The sequence below is a fragment of the Pseudomonas sp. HPB0071 genome (assembly GCF_000478505.2).
In the GTDB taxonomy this organism is placed as follows: domain Bacteria; phylum Pseudomonadota; class Gammaproteobacteria; order Pseudomonadales; family Pseudomonadaceae; genus Chryseomonas; species Chryseomonas luteola.
Map to the genome: position 1 here is coordinate 2014553 of NZ_KI517367.1, position 20906 is coordinate 2035458.

The following is a 20906-nucleotide window of genomic DNA, read 5'->3' on the forward strand; positions in this document are numbered from 1 at the left end:
GCTTTGCAGGTTTTGTGGAGGAACGATGGAGACGCGAACGTCCGGTGCGGATGAATGAACGCGCAGGCATGAAGTCCAAGTCGATACGCTTGGTTTGCGCTAGTTTGGTAGTCCGCGGGCTACCCTCGTAGAGGTGTGAGCAGGTCCGTATACTGCTTCGGATTGAACTCAGAGGCGCTATGTATGAGTAACGACCCCCGGCCATCAGGTCCTCTCGTCCTGTTCGTGGAGGATGAGCCGAGCATCTCGGATATTCTGGTGGCTTATCTGCAACGTGACGGCTTGCGTACCGTGCATACGGCGGACGGGCTCGAAGCCCTCCAGCTGTTCCGTCGCCTGCGTCCGGATATCGTGCTGCTCGATATCCGCCTGCCCGGCATGGATGGTGTGGATATCCTCAAGACCATTCGCAACGAAAGCGAGACGCCGGTCATCATGGTCAGCGCCCTGGCCGACGATCTCGACAAAATGCTCAGCCTCCGCCTGGGGGCCGACGACTATGTGGTCAAGCCGTATAACCCGGCCGAGGTTGTGGCCCGTGTCCGGGCGGTATTGCGCCGCACCAGCGCTGTCCAGACGCAGACACATACGTCTGCCCCGCTGCGCGTAGGTCGTCTGGAAATCGACCAGCAGGCCTACATGGCCCGGGCATACAGCGAAGGCGGCGAAGCTCAGGTCCTGCCACTGACCCTGACCGAATTTCGTCTGTTGAGCACGCTGGCCAACCAGCCTCGCCGCTGCTTTTCGCGCAGCGAGCTGATCGAGTCCTGCCTGCCGGAAAGCGACGCGCTGGACCGGGTTATCGACTCGCACCTGAGCAAGCTGCGGCGCAAGCTTCAGGATGCCGGTTGTGATGATCTGATCGAAACTGTACGCGGCATTGGGTATCGACTATGGCCCGAGTCCTAGACCGCATATGGGTCCGCTTCGGGCTGAATATTGTTGCCACGGTCTTTGTGACCATCGGCCTGCTCTGGGCCACCATCTTCATCTACACACAGTACGAGTACGACCGCTTCTACAACAACCTACCCGTCAACGTCCGGCAGGAGATGGATCAGCTCGAGGCGCAGGATCAGGACAACAGTCCTCGGATGATTGAGATCTACAGCCAGTACTGGCGGGGCGATCCCTGGGACGGCGAGCAGCTGGCGCTTGTCCTGGGGCTGGTGTTCTGTCTGCCGTTCGGTCTGATCGCCGGGCTCTGGACGTCGCGACTCGTGACCTTGCCGGTGGGGTCCATTGCCGAGGCGGCCAACCGGATCGCCCTGGGCGATTTCAGCGTGCGGGCGCACAGCAAGAGCCAGCGTGGCGAGCTGGCGGATCTAGTACGCGATTTCAACCACATGACCGATTCCCTGGAATCTTTAGAGCATGAGCGCAAGGCCACTGCGGCTGCTATCTCCCATGAGCTGCGCACACCTATCGCTATCCTGCAGGCTCGGTTACATGCCTTGTGCGATGGCGTTATTCCGGCTGAGCCGCTGGAATTTCAAAAGCTACTCGAACAGGCTGAACACCTGGGGCGGCTGGTGGATGATCTGCATACCCTGTCGGTAGCCGATGCCGGGCGTTTGTCGCTCCATATGGTCACGGTGGATCTGGCTGAAGTGGCGCGGGACACCCTGGGCAAATATGCCAGCCGTCTGGACAGTTATGGGATTGAGGCCGAGCTGGCGGTGGAGGCCCCGGACCTCACGGTCAAGGCCGACGAGGATCGGCTGCGACAGATCCTTAACAACCTGATCGAAAATGCGCTGCGCTATGCACGGGAAGGCGGCTGGCTGGAGCTTCGCCTGAGTACCCATGCCGAACAGGCCGTAATCGTGCTGAGCGATGCCGGCCCCGGCCTGCCTGATGTCATCAAGGCCAATCTGTTCAAACGCTTTCAACGCGCGGATGCCTCGCGCAATCGGGCCAGTGGCGGAACCGGCCTGGGCCTTGCCATCGTCAAGACGCTCACGGTGCTGCAGGGTGGTCGCATTGAGGCCGGTGAGTCGGCGCGTGGCGGCGCACAGTTTCGTATCTATCTGCCGTTGAGCCGTGTCTGATCACGTATCAACATAGCCGATACCCAAGGCGATTGGCATAATCGCGCCGGCTTGCAGGCCTGAAACCGCAAGCCGGACCTTTCGACTGGCCGCGCCGCTGGTGCTCGACCGGCTGAAAATGGATTTTCACCCCTTATACGAGTTCTCTCATGAAAAAAGCAGCTGGAATTGCTGTCGGTGTTGCCCTGGTCGTTGGAGCGGTCGCTGTAGGCGGTGCCTGGTATACAAGTACCCAACTGGAAGGTGCGCTCAACCAGGCCATTGACCAGACCAATGCACAATGGGCCAAGACGCTACCTGATCAATCGGCGCATATGGAGCTGGTCAGTCTGGACAAGGGGCTCTTCAAGAGCACCGCCCATTACCGCATCGTCCTGCCGGGTAGCGGCTTGGGATTGGACACGCCGATTGAAGTGCTCATGGTCGACCACCTGGAGCACGGCCCTTTCCCTGCGTCCCGTCTGGCCTCCTTCAAGCTGGCGCCGGTCATGGCCAGCAGCCATTTTGCGCTGGAATCCAGCCCCAGCCTGCAGGCTTGGTTCACGGCTGCCAACAATGCGGTACCCGCGTACGGCACAGCGGTAATTGGTTACGACCAGCAGGTGAATGGCACGCTGACACTGCAGCCCTTCGAGCTTAATGAGGATGAGCGACACGTAGCCTTCGCTGGGGCAACGCTTGGGTTCAAGACTGACCTTGAGCTGAAACGCTATCAGCTCGACCTGTCGGCGGATAGCCTGGTATTGACCTCGCCGACCAAAAACGGAGCGATGGTCAGCACAACGTTGAAAGGCATGCGTGTTACCGCCGATCGCAGCCTGGGACAGAGCGGGCTGTATACGGGCCGCTCGGACCTGGGCCTCCAGTCGATGCAGATCCAGGGGGACACCCTTCCACCGGTGGTCATGCGCGATATTACCGCCCAGGACAATCTGCAGGAGCACGGCCTGAGGCTCGCCGATACCATCCACTACACACTGGGTGGTATGACGGTTGACGGTAAGGAGGTAGGAAGTGGCCGTATGTCCCTGAGTTTCAGGGATATCGATGCGGCAGCCTTGCAAGGCATGGCGACCACCTATTCGCAGTATGCCGAGCGTGTCCAAATCGATCCGGAAACCCAGCAGATGCCCGCAATGCTGCCGGAAGAGCGGGCCCGTATGCAGTCCTTTGGCAGTACGTTGCTGGCGGCCAATCCCGTGGTCACGCTGGACGAGTTGTCCTTCAAGACCGCCCACGGCGAGAGCCGCTTCAACATGGCGGTCAATCTGACGCGTCCGGCGGAATATGATCATCTGTCGCCCGCCGAGGTGTACCAGCAGATGATCAGCCGGCTGGATATGCAGCTTCGCCTTTCCAAGCCGATGATCGCTGACCTGCTTGCGCTCAAGAATGACCCGTCCCAGGATGTTGCCGACGCTGCCCAGGATGCCAAGGCGGCAGGTGAGGCGATAGGCGACATGGCGGCGTCGTCGCAGATGGCTCGGGTGGAAGGCGATGACATTGTCGCTACGCTCAACTATGCCGACCAGATGGTCGACTTCAACGGCCAGAAAATGACCCCGGAGCAGTTCGCCATGCTAATGCAGAACACCGCGCTGGCGGCTATCACCATGTCAGCACTGGCGCCCCAAGCACAGTGATTCTGGTGCACGCGGTGGCTGGCTGATGCCGCCGCGTTTCATCGGTCTCGGCAAATAGCACTCCCCGCCCCCGGACAATGGCGCTATAACTAACCCACCTTAGTCAGGGAGCGGTCGCCATGTTGTGGAGTCAGTTCGCCGAAACGCACGAGGTGTTAAATCAGGTCCCGCCGTTGGAAGGAGTCAACCTCTATCGGTTGGATACGCCACTTCAGGAGTGGATACACCGCTACCGCGGTGGTTGGGCGGATGACCGTCTCGGCGTCTATGGGGCGCTGGCGGGAGGACCTCTGATGGCGGCCGGTTTTCTGACGAACCGGTATCCCCCCGAATTTCACAGCCATGACCGGTACGGTCATCGTATCGACCAGGTCGAGTTTCACCCTGCCTACCACGAGTTGATGCGTACCGCCGTCGAGCACGGTATCCCTTCCCTGCCATGGACCGATCCGCAGCCTGGCGCTCATGTGGCACGGGCAGGCCTCATGTACCTGCATAATCAGGCCGAAGCCGGTACGAGCTGCCCGCCGACGATGACCTTTGCCAGCGTACCAGCCCTGTTGCACCAGCCGGAGCTGGCTGCGCGCTGGCTTCCCAAGGTCACGGCGCGCGTCTACGATCCGTCCCATGCGCCCATGGAGACCAAGGGCGGTGTGACACTTGGCATGGCCATGACCGAGAAGCAAGGCGGCACTGATGTGCGCGCCAACACCACTCAGGCTCACCCTGTGGGCTCCCCTGGCCCGGGCGAGGCCTATGAACTGGTTGGCCACAAGTGGTTCTGCTCGGCGCCCATGTGTGATGCCTTCCTGACGCTGGCACAGACCGCCCAAGGGCTCTCGTGCTTCCTGCTGCCACGCTTCCGGCCGGACGGCAGCCGCAATCAATTCTACATCCAGCGGCTCAAGGACAAGCTGGGTAACCGCTCCAATGCCTCCAGCGAGGTGGAGTACCGCGGTGCGCTGGCCTGGCTGATCGGCGAGGAAGGCCGTGGTGTGGCGAATATTCTGACCATGGTGGGGATGACCCGCTTCGACTGCATGATTGGCTCCAGCTCGCTCATGCGGCAGGCGCTTACGCAAGCCATGCACCATTGCGCCCATCGGCAGGTCAGTGGCAAACGGCTGATTGAGCAGCCGCTCATGCAAAATGTTCTGGCTGACCTGGCCCTGGAAAGCGAGGCCGCCCTGGCACTTACGCTGCGTCTGGCGCAAGCGCTGGATCAGCCGGACGATACGGGCGAACGGGCCTTCGCGCGGCTGGCCACAGCGGTGGGCAAATACTGGATCTGCAAGCGGGCTCCCGCCTTTATCAACGAGGCGCAGGAGTGCCTGGGCGGGGCGGGCTATATCGAGGACAGCCTCCTGCCACGGTTATATCGCGAGGCGCCGGTGAATTCCATCTGGGAGGGCTCCGGCAATGTGCAGTGTCTGGATGTGCTTCGTACGCTGTCACGTGATCCGGACGTGGCAGCCGTCCTGTTCCAACATCTGGATGAAGGCCGTGGAGATGTGCGGTTGCAAACCCATGTAGCGCGGTTGAAGGCCGCCTTGGCTAAGCAGGATGATCTGCCGTACCGCGCCCGACAGGTCACGGAGAGCATCGCCCTGGCCCTCCAGGCGCGTCTGCTGCTGGATGCGGGCAACCATGAGGTAAGCGATGCCTTTCTGGTCAGCCGGTTGGGCGAGCGCCACGGTTATGTCTATGGCACGCTGCCTCTGGGCGTGGCGCATGAGGCAATCCTGCGCCGCAGCGCACCCTTGATGGTATAGCGCCAGCTTTCCTGCCCAGGGATGAAACCTTGGGCGGCTCCTGCGGTTCATACCTGTATCGTGTACAAGCAGGTGACGACAGGCATGGGTATGCGCGCCTCCTTTCTGGTGCTGTTGCTGGGCTTCTTCCTTGGAAGTGGCTACGCCCAGGCATGCCGTGCGCCCGGATCTCCGTGCCCCTTCATGCAGGCCGAACAGATTGACGTTCGCTACTCGTCGCCCTCTCCTGCCTCTCAGAATACCCTGATGGTCAAGGCATGCTGCTGCGTTCCGGCACAGGCTGCTGCGGTACGACTAACATTTGCCCGTGCCCCCCTTCCTTCGGACCCTTACGCGCCGTCCTTCTACCACTCCGTATACCCCTCCCTGCCTGATCCACCTCCCAAGGCCGTGCCCGTTTGAGCCCATCGATTAACCCTTATTTCAAACGGAGAACGATCATGACGACTTCTGCTTACGACGCCTGCATCAAAGCCTGCTCCAACTGTGCCCTCGTCTGCGAAATGTGCGCATCGGCGTGCCTACGGGAAGAGGACGTGAAAATGATGGCACGCTGTATCCAGCTTGACCGGGACTGCGCCGACCTGTGCGCCCTGGCAGCGGTGCTGATGCAGCGCGAGAGCCCTTTGGCCAAGGAGTTTTGTGCACTGTGCGCCAAGGCCTGCCGTGCTTGCGGTGAAGAGTGTGCCAAGCATGACATGGACCACTGCCAGGCCTGTGCCAAGGCTTGCCTGAGCTGCGCGGAAGAATGCGAGCGCATGGCGGCCTGATCCATCCGTACCCCGGCGCTCCGGCGCCGGGCCCTTTCGCTTTGGAATGTGGCCAACCGTGAGCTGACAAGGTCAGCGGCCATCTGCCTGCAAGGAGCTACGCGTGAACAAACCTCGTTTCAAGCCTTATAAATCAGCCTCTGGTGGCTGGGGTTCAGCTTTCTCAGTCGCGAATATCCTGATCCGTGAGAAGTCGCCTGTCGGCTCCGGTCTTCTTTTACTCAAGCAAAACAAGCCGATCGAAGGCTTTGCCTGCGTCAGCTGCGCCTGGGCCAAACCCCACCCGGCCCGCCCTTTTGAATTCTGCGAAAACGGGGCCAAGGCCACCGCCTGGGAAAACACCAGCAACCGCTGCGGACCTGATTTTTTCGCGCAGCATACCGTGACGGAATTACTCAACTGGCGTGACTACGACCTAGAGCAGCAGGGTCGACTTACTCACCCGCTGCGCTGGAATGCCGAGACGGACAAATACGAGCCGATTCGCTGGGACGTTGCCTTTCGCGAGATTGGCGATGAGCTGAGGGCCATGGCCGACCCAAACGACGTGGTGTTCTACACCTCGGGCCGGGCGGCGCTGGAAACTTCCTACATGTTCCAGCTGTTTGCCCGTATGTATGGGACAAACAACCTGCCCGACAGCTCCAACATGTGTCACGAGAGCACCTCCATCGCCCTGCCGGAAAGCATTGGTGTGCCGGTGGCCACTGTGACGCTTAACGACATGGAAAAAACCGACGGCCTGTTTTTCTTCGGTCAGAACGTCGGTACCAGCAGTCCGCGCATGCTTCACCAGCTTGAAGAGGCGCGTCAGCGCGGCGCGCCTATCGTTACCTTTAACCCGATCCGTGAGCGCGGGCTGGAGAAATTTACTAACCCGCAGTCCCCGACCGAGATGGCGACCGGCAAGGAAATCACCATCAGCACCCATTACAATCAGGTCGCCATTGGGGGTGATATTGCGGCCATGGCCGGGATGTGCAAAAAGCTGTTCGAGATGGACGACCAGGCGCGTGCCGCCGGGAAACCACGCGTGTTGGATGTAGACTTTATCGAACAGCATACCCATGGCCTGGAGGCTTTCGAAGCGAAGATTCGCAGCTATACCTGGGAAGAGCTGGAGCGTCGTTCCGGCCTTACCCGCAGTGCCATGGAGCTGGCGGCAATGGTCTATGCCCGCTGCGAGCGCGTCATTGGCGTATATGGCATGGGGCTTACCCAGCACCGCCAGGGCGTAATGAACATCCAGATGCTTGTCAATTTGCTGCTGCTGCGCGGCAATATGGGCAAGGAAGGCGCCGGTATCCTGCCCGTTCGTGGTCATTCGAACGTGCAAGGGCAGCGTACCGTCGGAATCACCGAGAAGGCCAGCCACGTCCCGGCGGAAAACCTCAAGAAGCAGTTCGGCTTCCAAGCGCCCCAGGATGACGGCGTGAACACCGTCGAGGCGTGCGAAGGCATTGTCAGCGGTAAGGTAAAGGCCTTTATCGGTTTGGGCGGCAACTTTGTACGGGCCGTTCCGGAAACACTGCTGATGGAGCCGGCCTGGCGCAGGCTCAGGCTTACCGTGCAGATTTCCACCAAGCTCAACCGTAACCATCTGGTGCACGGTGAGAAATCCTACATCCTGCCATGCCTGGGCCGTACGGAAATCGATGTGCAGGCCACCGGTGAACAGCGCCATACCACCGAAGACAGCACAGGGTGCATCCGGGCCTGGCGCGGCGTTGCCAAGCCGGCGGCGCCTAATCTGTTATCGGAGCCCGCCATCGTGGCGGCACTGGCCAAGGCGACACTGGAGCCCAATCCCCGGCTCGACTGGGATGCCTGGGTCGCCGACTACAGTCTGATCCGTGACGCCATCGCCGAGAGCTATCCCGATATCTTCCATGACTTCAACGTGCGGATGCTGGAGCCCGGCGGTTTCCATCGTCCACTCGGTGCCTCCGAGCGCAAGTGGGCCACCGAGACCGGCAAGGCCAACTTCATCACTCCCGACAAGCTCACGCCTGATGATGACATCGAGCCTGATCTCAAAAAGCAGGGCGTGCTGCAGCTGATGACGCTGCGCAGTAACGATCAGTTCAACACCACCGTTTATGGCTACAGCGACCGCTTCCGCGGCGTCTATGGGACGCGGGCGGTCATCCTCATGAACCGTCGTGATATGGCCCGCCACGGGCTGGCCGAAGGCGACATGATCCAGGCCATTACTGCGGTGGATGATGGCGTACACCGGGAAGTCGGCCCACTCCGGGTGACGCCGTACGACATCCCTGAGGGCTGTTGCGGTGGCTACTACCCCGAATGCAATCCGCTGATTCCGCTCTGGCATTACGCGGAGCGCAGCAAAGTGCCTGCCGCCAAGTCCATTCCGATTCGGCTGCGCAAGGTCATCGCCGTGGTGAAGGATCGCAACGTCCCGTCCGAGCCGGCTTCACCGGCCGGGGTGGGCGCGGTGTAAGTGAACTGAGCCCTGGCAGTCCGGCCAGGGCTCAGCGATTGATCAGCCACAGCACGATGGATACCACCGCACTGATCAGAATCATGGTGGTGATAGGGAAAAAGAACGAGACGTTCTCCCGTTTGACGACGATATCGCCCGGTAGATGACCCAGCGGTAAGCGTCCGATCCAGGGCCATAGCAGGCCAACGGCAACTATCAGCAGTCCTATGACGATCAGAGTACGAGACATATCATCATTCGATTCGAGAGCCATGCCTAAACAGATTTCACGAGTGTGCCTTGCGTTCCTTTTAATCCTTTCTCTAGGCCACGCCCTAGCGGCCGATCAATCCGCAACGGCTGATGAAACCATTTCTCCAGGCGATGCTCGCCGCGCTGTTAGCGTACTGCAGGATGAACAGCAGCGCGCCGAGGCGGTGCGGGCCCTCAAGGCGATTGCCGACACGGCTCCAGCCAAGGACGCCGATGCAGCGAAGTCCGATGATCAATTGGCGGACGATACTGCTGCCGATACCGCTGCCCCTGCCGAAGCACCTGCTGCCGTGGCGATCGAAGCGAACGGTCTGATTGCCAGAACGCTCCGTCAGGTCAGTCGGTGGGGTGATGGGCTGGAAGATCAGCTTCACCAGATCAAACAGGCCGCCCTGGCGTTCCCGGTGTGGTTACGAACCCATTCCGCCAGTGGCCAGGGCAAGCATATCCTGAGCGAGGCGCTGGTCGATCTAACCATTGTTTTCGGCGTAGGCCTCGCCCTTGAATGGGGGTTGCGCTACCTGTTGGGCAGACCCCGCCGCGCCTTGATCCAGCATGCTGAAGAAGCAGACGAACGCGCCCGACGCGAGCAGGCCGAGCGGGATGAAAGGCAACGACTGGCTCAGGCCCAGGCCAGGGCGCGGGCCGAGCGGGAACAGGCCGAGCAGGCAGCTGCCGTTAATGCTGCCGAGGTGGGCGGCATTCGCCCGGCCAGCGAAGAAGTGGCGCTGGTACAGACGACGCGTGATGGTGTCGAGCAGATCGAGGCCGTACCGGTCGGTGCGACAAATGCCGCCAAGGGTGGCCCTGCCAGTACCGCGTCCGACTCCGCAGCCCAGTCCCAACAGCAGGCGACTGCTGATGCCGCTACGCATGATACAGCTGCTTCACCCCGGCATACCGCCATGCCGGGCGAGCATTGGAGTACCCTGCGCCACCTGCCCTATGCACTGGGCTCGCTAATCTTCGACCTGTTGCCGCTGGCGTTATTCTTTGGTGCAGCGGCGCTGATCATGCGGGCACTGTCGGGTGATGAACAGAGCGTCATGACGGTTGTTCAGGGCTTCGTGGGCGCCTACGTTACAGTGCGCGTCTGCATGGCCGTGGTTCGCCTGCTGATCTCGCCGATAGGCCACGGGATGCGCATCATCCGCGTCAGAACCGATATTGCCCAAACCCTGGAAACCTGGATACGGTTCACCGTTGTGCTGGCGGCGTTCGGTATCGCCCTGGCTGAGGCAGTCGAGGCGCTGGGCGCAGGCCGGGCGGGCCATCTGGCAATCGTCAAACTGTTCTCGCTGCTGGTTCACCTCTGTCTGGTCGTGCTTATCTTCAAGGTCCGCAAGCCGGTCGGTGCGTTGATCGAAGCACCTGCCGAGGCAACCGGGCCGGTGGCCGCCCTGCGTAACTGGCTGGCGCTCGTCTGGGCCTTCTTTGCCGCAGCATTCGTTATCGGGCTGTGGGTGGTGTGGGCGCTGGGTGTCGAGAACGGCTTTCCCAAGCTGATCAACTTTATTGCCCTATCGGGGGCGGTGGTCATTGCAGCGCGGCTGCTGGCGATCCTCGTCCTGGGCGCAGTAGGGCGTGCTTTTCAACCTAAGACCGACGCGCCTTCAGATGAGAGCAATACGCCTGCCTCGTCTGTACGCAGCCGCTTGGCTGATCGTTACTACCCGCTCGCCCGCCGGTTGATCACCGCAGCCATCACCGTGTGCACCGTCATTGTCCTGTTTCAGCTCTGGGGCCTTGACGCGCTGAGCTGGTTTGCCAGTGGCACCATCGGGCGCAGTCTGCTTTCTGCCGTATTGACGATCCTGGTGGCGGCTCTTGTGGCGATTGTTGTCTGGGAGTCGGCCAACGCCTCGGTGCAGCGGCGTCTGACGCAGTGGACAAACGAGGGGGATCTGGTCCGGGCTGCGCGCCTGCGTACGCTCTTGCCCATGCTACGCAGCTTCCTGCTCATCATTATCGTACTGGTGGTCGGCCTGACAGCACTCAGCCAGATCGGTATCAACACCACGCCGCTGCTGGCCGGTGCCAGTATTATCGGTGTGGCTGTCGGTTTCGGCTCGCAGAAACTGGTGCAGGACTTCATTACCGGTATCTTCCTGCTGATGGAAAACGCCATGCAGGTGGGGGACTGGGTCACCGTGGCAGGCGTCTCCGGTACGGTAGAGTACCTGTCGATTCGGACGGTACGTATCCGGGCCGGTGACGGTTCGCTGCATATCGTGCCGTTCAGTTCGGTCTCGACGGTCAACAATATCAACCGTGGAATCGGCAATGCGTCCATTCGTATCAACGTGGGCTACAACACCGACATCGATCAGGTCTTTGACGAGCTGAAAGCCATCGGTGCGGAAATGCGACAGGACCCGGCCTTCAAGGATCTGATCATCAATGATCTGGAGGTCTGGGGGGTGGACGCGGTCGACGGCTCCATGGTGACAGTACTGGGTCAGATGCGGTGTATCGACAAGGGCCGCTGGGGTGTGCAACGCGAAACCAACCGCCGCATCCTCAAGCGCTTCCGCGAGCTGGGTATCACCATTGCCGACCCACGTACCTATCTGGTCATGCCAAGCGAAACTGCTGCCACGGATCGGTCGCCCCTGCCACACGGTAACTATTTGCCCAGCAACCAGCCAAGCCCTGACGCCTGAGGGCTTGGCTGATAGGAGGAGGAGCGCTGTGCTCCGGCAAAGCGCTCTTCCTCTTCCCAACCGTAAATCCGTTGCCGCCGTGGCTCAGGCGTCGTGTTGGTCGTAGCCCTCGGCAAGGTGTTGGTCCTTCAACTTCACGTAGTTGGCTGCGCTGTACTCAAAGAAGCTACGCTCCTTTTCCGTTAGCGGGCGCGCCTGCTTGACCGGGCTGCCTACATACAAGAACCCGCTTTCCAGTGTCTTGCCCGGCGGCACCAGACTACCGGCGCCGATGATCACCTGACTCTCCACTACGGCCCCGTCCATGACGATGCTGCCCATCCCCACCAGGACCTGATTGCCGATGGTGCAGCCGTGCAGGGTGACCTTGTGGCCGACCGTCACATCATCGCCTACGATCAGAGGATAGCCGTCCGGGTTGTATGGGCCGGCATGGGTGATGTGTAGCACGCTGCCGTCCTGAATGCTGGTACGCGCACCAATGCGCACGCGGTGCATGTCACCGCGGATCACGGTCAGCGGCCAGACGGAGCTGTCTGCGCCCAGCTCCACGTCACCGATGACCACGGCGGTTGCGTCTACAAAAGCGCGTTCGCCCAGGACGGGCGTTTTATTCTGGTAAGTGCGAATGGTCACGATAGATACCTTTTCTAATCAGGCGAGCCTTGAGTCTGGTTAAGATGGGCTCCATATAGTCTTCTTTGAGAGCCTTTCGTTGACTGGGCAGACCCGGCCAATGCGTCCTCTGAGGCAGCATAGCCGTATCCCGGTCGGCGTGGGGCTCAAGCTACCCGTATATATCCTTAAGGGGAACACCGTGAGCGCCAGCAATCCTCTGTTACAGCCCTACGATCTGCCACCCTATTCCGCGATCAAGCCTGAATTTGTCGAGCCGGCCATTGATCAGATTCTGGCAGACAACCGCGCCGCCATTGCCGAGCTGCTGAAGACCCAAAAGGAAAACCCGACCTGGCAGGGGCTGGTCGTGGCGTTCGACGAGCTGAACGACCGCTTGGGCCAGGCATGGAGCCCGGTTACTCATCTGAATGCCGTGTGTAACAATCCTGAGCTGCGTACGGCCTATGAGGCCTGCCTGCCTAAGCTTTCTGCTTACTCCACGGAGATCGGGCAGAACAAGGACCTTTTTGAGGCCTACCGGAAACTGTCTGAAAGCGAAGAGGCCAAGGGCTTCGACGCTGCTCAGAAGAAGATTCTCGACAACGCCCTGCGTGATTTCCGCTTATCGGGTATCGATCTGCCGCCTGAACAGCAGAAGCGCTACGGCGAGATCCAGTCGCGCAAGTCCGAGCTGTCCAGCAAATTTTCCAACCAATTGTTGGATGCTACCCAGGCCTGGACCAAGCATGTGACTGACGAATCTGCTTTGGCAGGTCTACCAGATTCCGCCAAGGCCCAGATGGCCGCTGCTGCCCAGGCCAAAGGGCTCGACGGCTGGCTGATCAATCTGGAATTTCCCAGCTACTACGCCGTGATGACCTACGCCGACGACCGTGCCCTGCGTGAGGAAGTCTATGCGGCTTACTGCACCCGTGCCTCCGACCAAGGCCCCAATGCCGGCCAGTTCAACAATGGTCCGGTGATGGAGGAGATCCTCGACCTGCGCCAGGAGCTGGCGCGCCTGCTGGGCTACGCCAACTATGCCGAGCTATCCCTGGCGACCAAGATGGCTGAATCCAGCGAGCAGGTCCTGAATTTCCTGCGTGATCTGGCCCAGCGCAGCAAACCTTTTGCCCAGCGCGATCTGAATCAGCTTAAGGCCTTTGCTGCTGAGCAGGGCGTAACTGATCTCAAGAGCTGGGACACCGGCTACTTCGCCGAGAAGCTGCGCCAGGCCCGCTATTCACTTTCCCAGGAAGAGCTACGCGCCTACTTCCCGGTCGACAAGGTACTGTCCGGTCTCTTCGCTGTGGTGCAAAAGCTTTACGGTATCGAGATCAGCGAGATCAAGGATGGCTTCGACAAATGGCACCCGGACGTCCGTCTATTCGAAATCACCGAAAACGGTAAGCACGTAGGTCGTTTCTTCTTCGACCTCTACGCCCGTGCCAACAAGCGTGGCGGTGCCTGGATGGACGGTGCTCGCGACAAGCGTCGCAACGCCCAGGGCGAGCTGATCAACCCGATTGCTTACCTGGTCTGCAACTTCACCCCGGCCAGCGGTGGCAAGCCTGCCCTGCTGACCCATGATGAAGTGACCACCCTGTTCCACGAGTTCGGTCATGGCCTGCATCATCTGTTGACCCGCATTGAGCATGCAGGTGTTTCCGGCATCAACGGTGTGGCATGGGATGCGGTCGAGCTGCCGAGCCAGTTCATGGAAAACTGGTGCTGGGAGCCAGAAGGTCTGGCATTGATCTCCGGCCATTACGAGACCGGCGAGCCACTGCCCCAGGAACTCCTGGACAAAATGCTGGCTGCGAAAAACTTCCAGTCCGGACTGATGATGGTGCGTCAGCTGGAGTTCTCGCTCTTCGACTTCGAGCTGCATGCCACCCACGGCGATGGCCGTAGCGTACTGGACGTGCTGGAATCCATCCGCGATGAAGTCTCGGTTATGCGTCCGCCGGCCTACAACCGCTTCGCCAATAGCTTTGCCCACATCTTTGCTGGCGGTTATGCCGCGGGGTACTACAGCTACAAGTGGGCGGAAGTCCTGTCAGCCGATGCCTTCTCCAAGTTCGAGGAAGAAGGTGTGTTCAATGCTGAAACCGGCCGCGCCTTCCGTGAGGCCGTCCTGGCTCGTGGTGGTTCGCTGGAACCTATGGTGCTGTTCGTGGACTTCCGCGGCCGTGAGCCCAGCATCGACGCGCTGCTACGCCACTCCGGTCTTACCGAGGAGGCTGCATGAGCGGACCGGTAAAACGCTTCATCGCCGGGGCCGTGTGCCCCGCCTGCCAATCGGTAGACACGATGAAGATGTGGAATGAGGATGGCGTACCGCATCGCGAGTGCGCCTCCTGTGGCTATGGGGATACGCTGGACGAGCGAGGCAATTCGGTTCCCAAGGAATTGCCTACGCGCGTCAATGCGCCCAAGCAGTCAAAGCCTGCCACGGCTCAGGTCAAGGTGGCTCAGTTCTTTCCGAATCCCAAGCTCAAGAAGGACAAGCTTGACTGATGTGGCACGTTGTCTGTGGTGATGTCGCGGCTGAAGGTGTCCGTCAGGTGATTGATACCGAGGCCACTTCATCGCTACGGATAATGCGTGACGATCTGGCCGTAGGGCCGCTGGTGGATGTACATCAGCCGCCCTGTCCGGTTCGGTCGGCATTCTGGGAGGCCGTCTGGCCAGACGATGTTCCCGCTCCCGACTTTTCCCGCCAACTGGCGGACGATGCCACGTGGCTTGAGCATGCAGCACAAGGCAATCGCCCCATTACTGTCTGGCACGGCGATAGTGCCTCTGAGCAGCTTCTGCTCTATCGTATCGCTGCCGCTCTGCATGATTCTTCTGTTGCGCTATACAGTGTTCCATGTGGAACACATCGTAGCGATGTACAGACTCGCCGTGCGGTTGGCCAATGCTCACCTGAGTTGTTGAAGCAACTGTATAGCCCTGTCCTCATCCTGCCCGAGCAGCAACAGGATCTGGCTAAAGCCTGGCATGAGGCAGTCGAAGCCAAGGCCGGTATCAGGCGATGGTTAGACGGTGGTTTTTGGTACAGCGACTACGAAACGGTCGACACTATCCTCCTCCAGCATTGCACGCCAGAATGGCAACCGCTCGCACGAGTGATAGCCGAAGTCATGGTACGCAGCGAAGGATTTTTCGCGACGGATACCTTTCTAGGCTGGCGTGCCCGCGAGCTTAGCCATAAAGGCCACCTTATTTTGCAAGGGCCTGAAAAGGGACATTACTCCCAACAAATGGTCTGCCTGCCAACGGCCTGAACAATGACAGGTACAGGCCGGTCTTATCATGGCCTTCTGCCTTGCTCCTCTGAATTTAACTGCAACGTAAGCGTCGAAGGGATACGCATTCGACCTGGAGGGAATCTGTGTACGCCCGTTTATTACTGCTGTCCTTCGTCCTGTTGACGGGTTGCGCTCAGGTCCAGACACCAACTCCCTCATCCATGCTCGCGCCAGCCGGCACGCACCTCAACAGTGTGCTTCAACGGCAGGCCGTCAAGCATCCCGGACAATCAGGGTTTCGCCTTCTGGAGTCCAGCACCGACGCCTTTACCGCTCGCGCCGAGCTGATCCGCATGGCCCAGCGCAGTTTGGATATTCAGTACTACATTGTTCACGATGGGGTGACCACGCGCATGCTGGTCAATGAGCTGTTGGCCGCTGCTGACCGTGGTGTGCGGATTCGCTTCCTGCTTGACGACACCAGCAGCGATGGTAATGACTATGCCCTGGCGGCACTGGCAGCCCATCCCAACATCGAAGTTCGCGTCTTCAACCCGCTGCATATCGGTCGCAGTACCGGCGTTACGCGTTACATGGGGCGCTTCCTGCACCTGTCGCAGCAGCATCGCCGCATGCATAACAAGCTGCTGCTTGCCGATAACAGCGTAGCCATTGTAGGCGGTCGCAACCTGGGGGATGAGTATTTCGATGCCAAGCCCGAAATGAATTTCACGGACCTCGACCTGCTTGGAGCGGGTCCTGTCGCCCATCAGCTCGGTGTAAGCTTCGACCAATACTGGAACAGCGAGATCAGCCAGCCCATTACAGGCTTTCTGCGCCGCCCGCCCACAGCTCACGCGCTGACTCGAATGCGCACAGGGCTCAAGCGCTATCTGGACAGCGAGCGGGTAAAGGATTCGGCGCTCTACAACCGATTGCGCCGTTACGACACTGCACCGCAAATGGAGGGTTGGCTTCATGAGCTGACCTGGGCCAATGGCAAGGCGCTCTGGGACGCGCCACGTAAAGTGTTGGCAGAGGGCGAGCCGGACCGAAATCTGTTACTGACGACTCAGTTGATGCCCAGCCTTGACGACATGCACAAGGAGCTTTTCCTGGTCTCTGCCTATTTCGTTCCAACCCAGACAGGAGTGGAATACTTGGGTGAGAAAGCCCACGAGGGGGTAGATATTCGCGTGCTGACCAACTCGCTGGAGGCAACGGACGTTCCCGCTGTTCATGGCGGATATGCGCCGTACCGCGACGAACTGCTCAAGCAGGGCATCAAGCTCTATGAAATGCGCAACCGCCCGGAAAAGGGCCTGCATGCCTCGCCTTATAGCTTTGGTCAGTCGGCTTCCAGCCTGCACAGCAAAGCCATGGTGATTGACCGTGAGCATACCTTTGTCGGGTCCTTCAACTTCGACCCGCGTTCTATCCTGTGGAATACCGAGGTTGGCATCATGGTAGACAGCCCTGCCCTTGCCGGCCGGGTCCGTCAGCTGATTCTCGATGGTATGGCCTTGGGTGTCAGCTATCAGGTGAAGCGGGTCGACCGCGACGGAACAACCAAGCTGATCTGGCTGGAAGAACGCGACGGCAAACTGTATGAGCTGGACCATGAGCCTGGCGGATTGTGGCGCCGATTCAACGCCTGGATCGTGCGTGCAGTAGGCCTTGAGCGTATGCTCTGATCAGCCTTTTGCCGCCTTTACGCATTCCAGAAAGAACGACAGCGCCGCTTGCTTGCGCAGCCCCCGGCGGCAAATGGCGACCAGCTCGCGGTGAAACGTGAGCGGCCCTAGGGAAAGCGTGCGCACGCGCGCCTGAGCCAGCTGCAGACCAGCCTGAGGAATCAACGCCACCCCCAGGCCACACTCGACCATTCTGACGATAGCTTCCAGCTCATCAAGCTCTAGCGCTTCGCGAACGGTAATCCGGTGCTCCTGAAGGAACCGGCTCACCTGTCGGCCACCAAAGGAGCCTCGGTCATAACGAACGAAGGGCTGTGTTGCCAATAAGGCCAGCGGATCGTCGCCTGGCAACGTGGCGGGCGTGATGAGCACGAATGGCTCCTGGGCCAACGGAATTTCATCCAGCTCCTTGGGTAAGGCAAATGGCGGTTTGATCAGTAGCGCCAGATCGATCTCGCCAGCGTCCACACGGCCCAGGAGCTGCAGCGAGACACCAGGAATCAGCTTGAGGTCTACCTGGGGAGCATCTTGGCGAAAGTGCATCAGCGCCTCGGGCAGCACGCCGGTTTGAACCGTGGCGATTGCGCCGATCTTTAGTTCACCCTGCCAGTGGGCGACATCTGTGGGGGCCGCCATCTGCTCGTACAGCGAGAGGATCTGCTCCGCCAGCGGAAGCGCTTGCTGGCCGGAAGCATTGAGCAGCGCCGCGCGGCCGGTCCGGTCAAAGAGCCGTACGCCCAGGTCGCGTTCCAGCTGGCGCATTTGTGCACTGACTGCCGACTGCGTCAGGCCAACCTGTTGCCCAGCCGCTGAGAAGGTGCCATGTCGTGCAACTGCAATAAAGGTTTTCAATTCCCGAAGCACTGTCAGCCTCAAAATAGTTGCTGCTCGGCAGCAAGAATATTCGTTTTTCCATCGAAACGCTTGTGGCTGACAATAGGGTCTTGCCCAATCTGATGAGATTTCTCATGGCGCTCTCCCCTTTCCACCTGGCTATTCCTGTGTACGACCTGGCGGCCGCCCGGCATTTTTATGGTGACGTTTTTGGCTGCCCTGAAGGTCGCAGCAGCGAGCAATGGGTCGATTTCGACTTTTTTGGCCATCAGTTGGTGATTCACGAGCACCCGCCTACCGCTGCGCAGGAACATGCCCATACCAATCCGGTGGATGGCCATGATGTGCCTGTGCCGCACTTTGGTGTCGTATTGAGATGGGAGGAATGGGAAGCGTTGGCGGATCGCCTGAAGGCACGTGAAACAGCGTTTGTTATCGAGCCCTACGTGCGCTTCAAGGGACAAGTAGGTGAACAGGCCACCATGTTCCTGCTGGACCCATGCGGTAACGCGCTGGAGTTCAAGGCGTTCAAGGACATCGGTCAACTATTCGCCAAGTGAGGCTATTAGCCGTCGCTATAGGGTTCGCCATAAAAGCGCAGCAGGCAGAAGCCATGGCCAAAAGGATCACGAAGCACGGCCATGTCTCGAAATGCCGAACGCCGGACGTCACCCTCCAATGTAGCCCCGGCGGCTAACACCCTTGCCAGGGCAGCATCAAGATTATCGACTACAACGTCGAGATGTACAGGTGTCCAGTGCTGGCCGTACTGGCGCACCTGTCCTGCGGTTTCGCTACCCGCTGGCTTTTGTAGCAGATAGATCGGAACATCTGCCCCGGCTAGCTCAACGACTTGTCCATCATAGAGCTTACGCTGCACCGTCAGATCCAGCGCCTGCGTATAAAACTGGATGCCGCGCTCCAGGTCGTCGACATCCAGATTGATCAGCAAGCGTATAGTCATTAGCGCTTGGCTTCCATCAGACGTGGCAATTGCTGGGCCAACAGATCCAGCTGCATGGGCTGGCGTACATAACCGACAGCACGGCCGTTCGGGTCGATCAGAACCAGATTGGCGCCATGGTCCACGGTGTAGCTCTGCTGGGTGGTATCGGCCGGAATGAAGGGAATCCCGACGGTATTGGCCAGCGTCTGGGTGTCGGCCATGTCACCTGCCAGGGCTTTGAAGCCTGGGTTGAAAAACTCTACGTATTGTTTCAGCCGCTCCGGTGTATCCCGGGCAGGATCGACGGTTACAAACGTTACGCCCAGCGCATTGCGATCCTTTTCAGGCAGTTTGGTGAACAGCTGCTTGAGTTGCGCCAGGGTCGCCGGACAGACGTCCGGGCAGAAGGTATAGCCGAAGAACATCAATCGCCACTGCCCTTTCAGCGAGTCGAGCGTAATCGCTTCCTTGTCCTGATTCGTAAAGTTGAGTGCAGGAAGTGCCTTGCCTTGAGGCAGCATGACGATGCCCGCGTCCATCAGCTCGGCAGGTGTTGGCGCCGCATCGGTTCGATAGGCACGGTAGCCGAGGGCTGCCACCGCAATCACGGCAAGAAAGATGGCAAGAATAAGAACGAGACGGCGAGCATTGGTCATGACGGACAACCTTGAGCAACGGAATGTGCATCAGGGTACTGGATGTAGGCCCGCCTCGCACCGTCAGCAGGCCGGATTGACCCGCGAAGCGTTTCAAGACGCTTCGCGAGCCTGTAACAGCATCAGGTGGTAGGTTCGGTGGTATTGATGTAGTCCGGCACCTTGGCGAGCGGCAGTGTACGCACCTGCGCCTGAGTAGGACCCTGGCGGGGCGGCAATGGCTCCAGCGTCTGGGTCTGTCCGGTTTCCAGCGCCCGCTCGATGGCAGCCAACACCCGAATGTCCCGCCAGCCTTCATCGCCGTCCATTTCAGGTGCCCGATCATTCAGGATGCAGTCGGAAAAATACTCGGTCTCGCCACCAAACTGGTCGACAACAGGATGTTTATGTTCCTGCGTTTCACCCTCGATGGTCGCACGATAGGTGATAGCTACACCTTCACCAAAACCGAAACAGGGCGACGCCTCGATTTCGCCTTTCGAGCCGACTACCTGGAAGCGCTCGGTATTGGGTGCACTGTAGCTGACGGTAAACTGCGCCAGGCGCTCCTGAGGGAAGCGCAGGGTGACGGACACTGCGTCATAGGTCGTGATGTCACGCCCGGGTGTATTGACCCCCACGGCATGCACTTCGATCGGCTCGTCACCAAACAGGTTGCGAACGGCATTGAGTGGATATGGCCCCATGTCCGGAACTGGCCCTGCCCAGTAACCATTCAGGGCGCGATGATTCTGAGGGTCTAAAGGCTGGGCGAACGTGGAGGTGAAGATACGCGGGTCGCCAATGTCGCCGTTGCGAATGCGCTCGACCATCTCGACCGTCCCCGGCTCGCAGTGCAGCCTGTAAGCGATCATGAGCTTGGCACCCGACTTCTTGGACGCCTCGATAATGGCCTTGCAGTCTTCCTCGCTGGTGGCCATGGGCTTTTCCAGCAGCACGTGGATACCTGCCTCAAGTGCCGGTACGGCAAATTCGCGGTGGCGGAAGTTGGGTGTAGCCAGGTAAATGGCGTCGATCTCACCGGAGGACAGCAGTGCCGGAAAGTCCTCGTAGCGATAGCTCTTGAGGTTGTACCGTTTGGCCAGTTCGTCGGCCTTGACCGGATCGCCTGTCACCAACGCTGTCATGACCGAATTGCTGGTCTGGCCGACACCCGGCATGAACGCACCCTGGGAAATCCAGCCACCCGCGACAACCGCATAACGGATCTTGCCCTCTGCACTTGGCATGTTGCTTGTCCTCCATTCGATGGGCAGGCGAAAAGCCTGACCCTTATTTCTGTC

Annotated in this window: 19 protein-coding genes; 13 read left to right on the plus strand and 6 right to left on the minus strand. The window is 59.8% G+C overall.

Annotation, left to right across the window (positions count from 1 at the left end; all coding sequences use genetic code 11):
• The first annotated feature begins 183 nt into the window (after window positions 1-183).
• The 7 genes from HMPREF1487_RS09495 to HMPREF1487_RS09525 all read left to right on the plus strand — a co-directional run bounded on the left by HMPREF1487_RS09495 (window position 184) and on the right by HMPREF1487_RS09525 (window position 8700).
• Window positions 184-909 (plus strand): response regulator, encoded by a 726-nt coding sequence (locus tag HMPREF1487_RS09495; protein ID WP_010796419.1) that lies wholly within the window; start codon window positions 184-186, stop codon window positions 907-909.
• The gene (locus HMPREF1487_RS09500) at window positions 894-2051 is read left to right on the plus strand and encodes a sensor histidine kinase (RefSeq protein ID WP_010796420.1); all 1158 of its coding nucleotides are present in this window, start codon (window positions 894-896) and stop codon (window positions 2049-2051) included. The genes HMPREF1487_RS09495 and HMPREF1487_RS09500 overlap by 16 nt, the downstream gene beginning before the upstream one ends.
• A 149-nt stretch (window positions 2052-2200) precedes the next feature.
• Window positions 2201-3694 (plus strand): YdgA family protein, encoded by a 1494-nt coding sequence (locus HMPREF1487_RS09505; RefSeq protein WP_010796421.1) that lies wholly within the window; start codon window positions 2201-2203, stop codon window positions 3692-3694.
• 119 nt (window positions 3695-3813) lie between these two features.
• A complete protein-coding gene (locus tag HMPREF1487_RS09510; protein WP_010796422.1) occupies window positions 3814-5466 on the plus strand; it encodes an acyl-CoA dehydrogenase family protein in 1653 nt (550 codons plus the stop codon).
• Between the two features lie 90 nt (window positions 5467-5556).
• Window positions 5557-5868, plus strand: a complete 312-nt coding sequence (locus HMPREF1487_RS09515; protein ID WP_010796423.1) for a hypothetical protein — start codon at window positions 5557-5559, stop codon at window positions 5866-5868.
• Window positions 5869-5906: 38 nt separating this feature from the next.
• Window positions 5907-6236, plus strand: a complete 330-nt coding sequence (locus HMPREF1487_RS09520) for a four-helix bundle copper-binding protein (RefSeq protein WP_010796424.1) — start codon at window positions 5907-5909, stop codon at window positions 6234-6236.
• 103 nt (window positions 6237-6339) lie between these two features.
• Complete coding sequence (locus tag HMPREF1487_RS09525) at window positions 6340-8700, plus strand: FdhF/YdeP family oxidoreductase (protein WP_010796425.1); 2361 nt, start codon at window positions 6340-6342, stop codon at window positions 8698-8700.
• A gap of 31 nt (window positions 8701-8731) precedes the next feature.
• Here HMPREF1487_RS09525 and HMPREF1487_RS09530 read toward each other — a convergent pair whose 3' ends face one another.
• Window positions 8732-8932 carry a DUF2905 domain-containing protein gene (locus tag HMPREF1487_RS09530; protein WP_010796426.1) on the minus strand — a complete coding sequence of 67 codons (201 nt, stop codon included), beginning with the start codon at window positions 8930-8932 and terminating at the stop codon, window positions 8732-8734.
• Window positions 8933-8954: 22 nt separating this feature from the next.
• Between HMPREF1487_RS09530 and HMPREF1487_RS09535 the strand changes: the two genes are divergently transcribed.
• Window positions 8955-11618, plus strand: a complete 2664-nt coding sequence (locus HMPREF1487_RS09535; RefSeq protein WP_010796427.1) for a mechanosensitive ion channel family protein — start codon at window positions 8955-8957, stop codon at window positions 11616-11618.
• Between the two features lie 84 nt (window positions 11619-11702).
• Here the strand turns inward: HMPREF1487_RS09535 and HMPREF1487_RS09540 are convergent, their stop codons facing one another.
• The gene (locus HMPREF1487_RS09540) at window positions 11703-12254 is read right to left on the minus strand and encodes a gamma carbonic anhydrase family protein (protein WP_010796428.1); all 552 of its coding nucleotides are present in this window, start codon (window positions 12252-12254) and stop codon (window positions 11703-11705) included.
• 181 nt (window positions 12255-12435) lie between these two features.
• Between HMPREF1487_RS09540 and prlC the strand changes: the two genes are divergently transcribed.
• The 4 genes from prlC to HMPREF1487_RS09560 all read left to right on the plus strand — a co-directional run bounded on the left by prlC (window position 12436) and on the right by HMPREF1487_RS09560 (window position 17187).
• The gene (gene prlC / locus HMPREF1487_RS09545) at window positions 12436-14487 is read left to right on the plus strand and encodes an oligopeptidase A (protein WP_037030631.1); all 2052 of its coding nucleotides are present in this window, start codon (window positions 12436-12438) and stop codon (window positions 14485-14487) included.
• Window positions 14484-14756: a YheV family putative zinc ribbon protein gene (locus HMPREF1487_RS09550; RefSeq protein WP_010796430.1), complete on the plus strand. Its 273-nt coding sequence runs from the start codon at window positions 14484-14486 to the stop codon at window positions 14754-14756. Before prlC ends, HMPREF1487_RS09550 begins: the two co-directional genes overlap by 4 nt.
• Entirely contained in the window at window positions 14756-15529 is a 774-nt protein-coding gene (locus tag HMPREF1487_RS09555; RefSeq protein ID WP_010796431.1) for a DUF1835 domain-containing protein, read from the plus strand. The genes HMPREF1487_RS09550 and HMPREF1487_RS09555 overlap by 1 nt, the downstream gene beginning before the upstream one ends.
• 107 nt (window positions 15530-15636) lie before the next feature.
• Window positions 15637-17187, plus strand: coding sequence for a phospholipase D-like domain-containing protein (locus HMPREF1487_RS09560; RefSeq protein WP_010796432.1), 1551 nt, complete (start codon window positions 15637-15639; stop codon window positions 17185-17187).
• Here the strand turns inward: HMPREF1487_RS09560 and HMPREF1487_RS09565 are convergent, their stop codons facing one another.
• The gene (locus HMPREF1487_RS09565; protein ID WP_010796433.1) at window positions 17188-18051 is read right to left on the minus strand and encodes a LysR family transcriptional regulator; all 864 of its coding nucleotides are present in this window, start codon (window positions 18049-18051) and stop codon (window positions 17188-17190) included.
• A gap of 104 nt (window positions 18052-18155) precedes the next feature.
• On the opposite strand from HMPREF1487_RS09565, the gene HMPREF1487_RS09570 reads away from it, so the two are divergent.
• Window positions 18156-18581 carry a VOC family protein gene (locus tag HMPREF1487_RS09570; RefSeq protein WP_010796434.1) on the plus strand — a complete coding sequence of 142 codons (426 nt, stop codon included), beginning with the start codon at window positions 18156-18158 and terminating at the stop codon, window positions 18579-18581.
• 5 nt (window positions 18582-18586) lie between these two features.
• Here the strand turns inward: HMPREF1487_RS09570 and HMPREF1487_RS09575 are convergent, their stop codons facing one another.
• The 3 genes from HMPREF1487_RS09575 to HMPREF1487_RS09585 all read right to left on the minus strand — a co-directional run bounded on the left by HMPREF1487_RS09575 (window position 18587) and on the right by HMPREF1487_RS09585 (window position 20852).
• Window positions 18587-18985 carry a VOC family protein gene (locus HMPREF1487_RS09575; RefSeq protein WP_010796435.1) on the minus strand — a complete coding sequence of 133 codons (399 nt, stop codon included), beginning with the start codon at window positions 18983-18985 and terminating at the stop codon, window positions 18587-18589.
• On the minus strand, window positions 18985-19623 hold the full coding sequence (locus HMPREF1487_RS09580; RefSeq protein WP_010796436.1) for an SCO family protein: 639 nt from the start codon (window positions 19621-19623) through the stop codon (window positions 18985-18987). Before HMPREF1487_RS09580 ends, HMPREF1487_RS09575 begins: the two co-directional genes overlap by 1 nt.
• 122 nt (window positions 19624-19745) lie before the next feature.
• Complete coding sequence (locus tag HMPREF1487_RS09585) at window positions 19746-20852, minus strand: Gfo/Idh/MocA family protein (RefSeq protein ID WP_010796437.1); 1107 nt, start codon at window positions 20850-20852, stop codon at window positions 19746-19748.
• Between the last annotated feature and the right edge of the window lie 54 nt (window positions 20853-20906).

Excerpts from the sequence above, each read along its gene's own strand:
- HMPREF1487_RS09535 (WP_010796427.1), top strand. The coding sequence starts at position 8,955 with ATGCCTAAACAGATTTCACGAGTGTGCCTTGCGTTCCTTTTAATCCTT.
- HMPREF1487_RS09505 (WP_010796421.1), top strand. The coding sequence starts at position 2,201 with ATGAAAAAAGCAGCTGGAATTGCTGTCGGTGTTGCCCTGGTCGTTGGA.
- HMPREF1487_RS09530 (WP_010796426.1), bottom strand. The coding sequence starts at position 8,932 with ATGTCTCGTACTCTGATCGTCATAGGACTGCTGATAGTTGCCGTTGGC.
- HMPREF1487_RS09580 (WP_010796436.1), bottom strand. The coding sequence starts at position 19,623 with ATGACCAATGCTCGCCGTCTCGTTCTTATTCTTGCCATCTTTCTTGCC.
- HMPREF1487_RS09550 (WP_010796430.1), top strand. The coding sequence starts at position 14,484 with ATGAGCGGACCGGTAAAACGCTTCATCGCCGGGGCCGTGTGCCCCGCC.
- HMPREF1487_RS09575 (WP_010796435.1), bottom strand. The coding sequence starts at position 18,985 with ATGACTATACGCTTGCTGATCAATCTGGATGTCGACGACCTGGAGCGC.
- HMPREF1487_RS09520 (WP_010796424.1), top strand. The coding sequence starts at position 5,907 with ATGACGACTTCTGCTTACGACGCCTGCATCAAAGCCTGCTCCAACTGT.
- HMPREF1487_RS09585 (WP_010796437.1), bottom strand. The coding sequence starts at position 20,852 with ATGCCAAGTGCAGAGGGCAAGATCCGTTATGCGGTTGTCGCGGGTGGC.
- HMPREF1487_RS09500 (WP_010796420.1), top strand. The coding sequence starts at position 894 with ATGGCCCGAGTCCTAGACCGCATATGGGTCCGCTTCGGGCTGAATATT.
- HMPREF1487_RS09515 (WP_010796423.1), top strand. The coding sequence starts at position 5,557 with ATGCGCGCCTCCTTTCTGGTGCTGTTGCTGGGCTTCTTCCTTGGAAGT.
- HMPREF1487_RS09510 (WP_010796422.1), top strand. The coding sequence starts at position 3,814 with ATGTTGTGGAGTCAGTTCGCCGAAACGCACGAGGTGTTAAATCAGGTC.
- HMPREF1487_RS09495 (WP_010796419.1), top strand. The coding sequence starts at position 184 with ATGAGTAACGACCCCCGGCCATCAGGTCCTCTCGTCCTGTTCGTGGAG.
- HMPREF1487_RS09555 (WP_010796431.1), top strand. The coding sequence starts at position 14,756 with ATGTGGCACGTTGTCTGTGGTGATGTCGCGGCTGAAGGTGTCCGTCAG.
- HMPREF1487_RS09570 (WP_010796434.1), top strand. The coding sequence starts at position 18,156 with ATGGCGCTCTCCCCTTTCCACCTGGCTATTCCTGTGTACGACCTGGCG.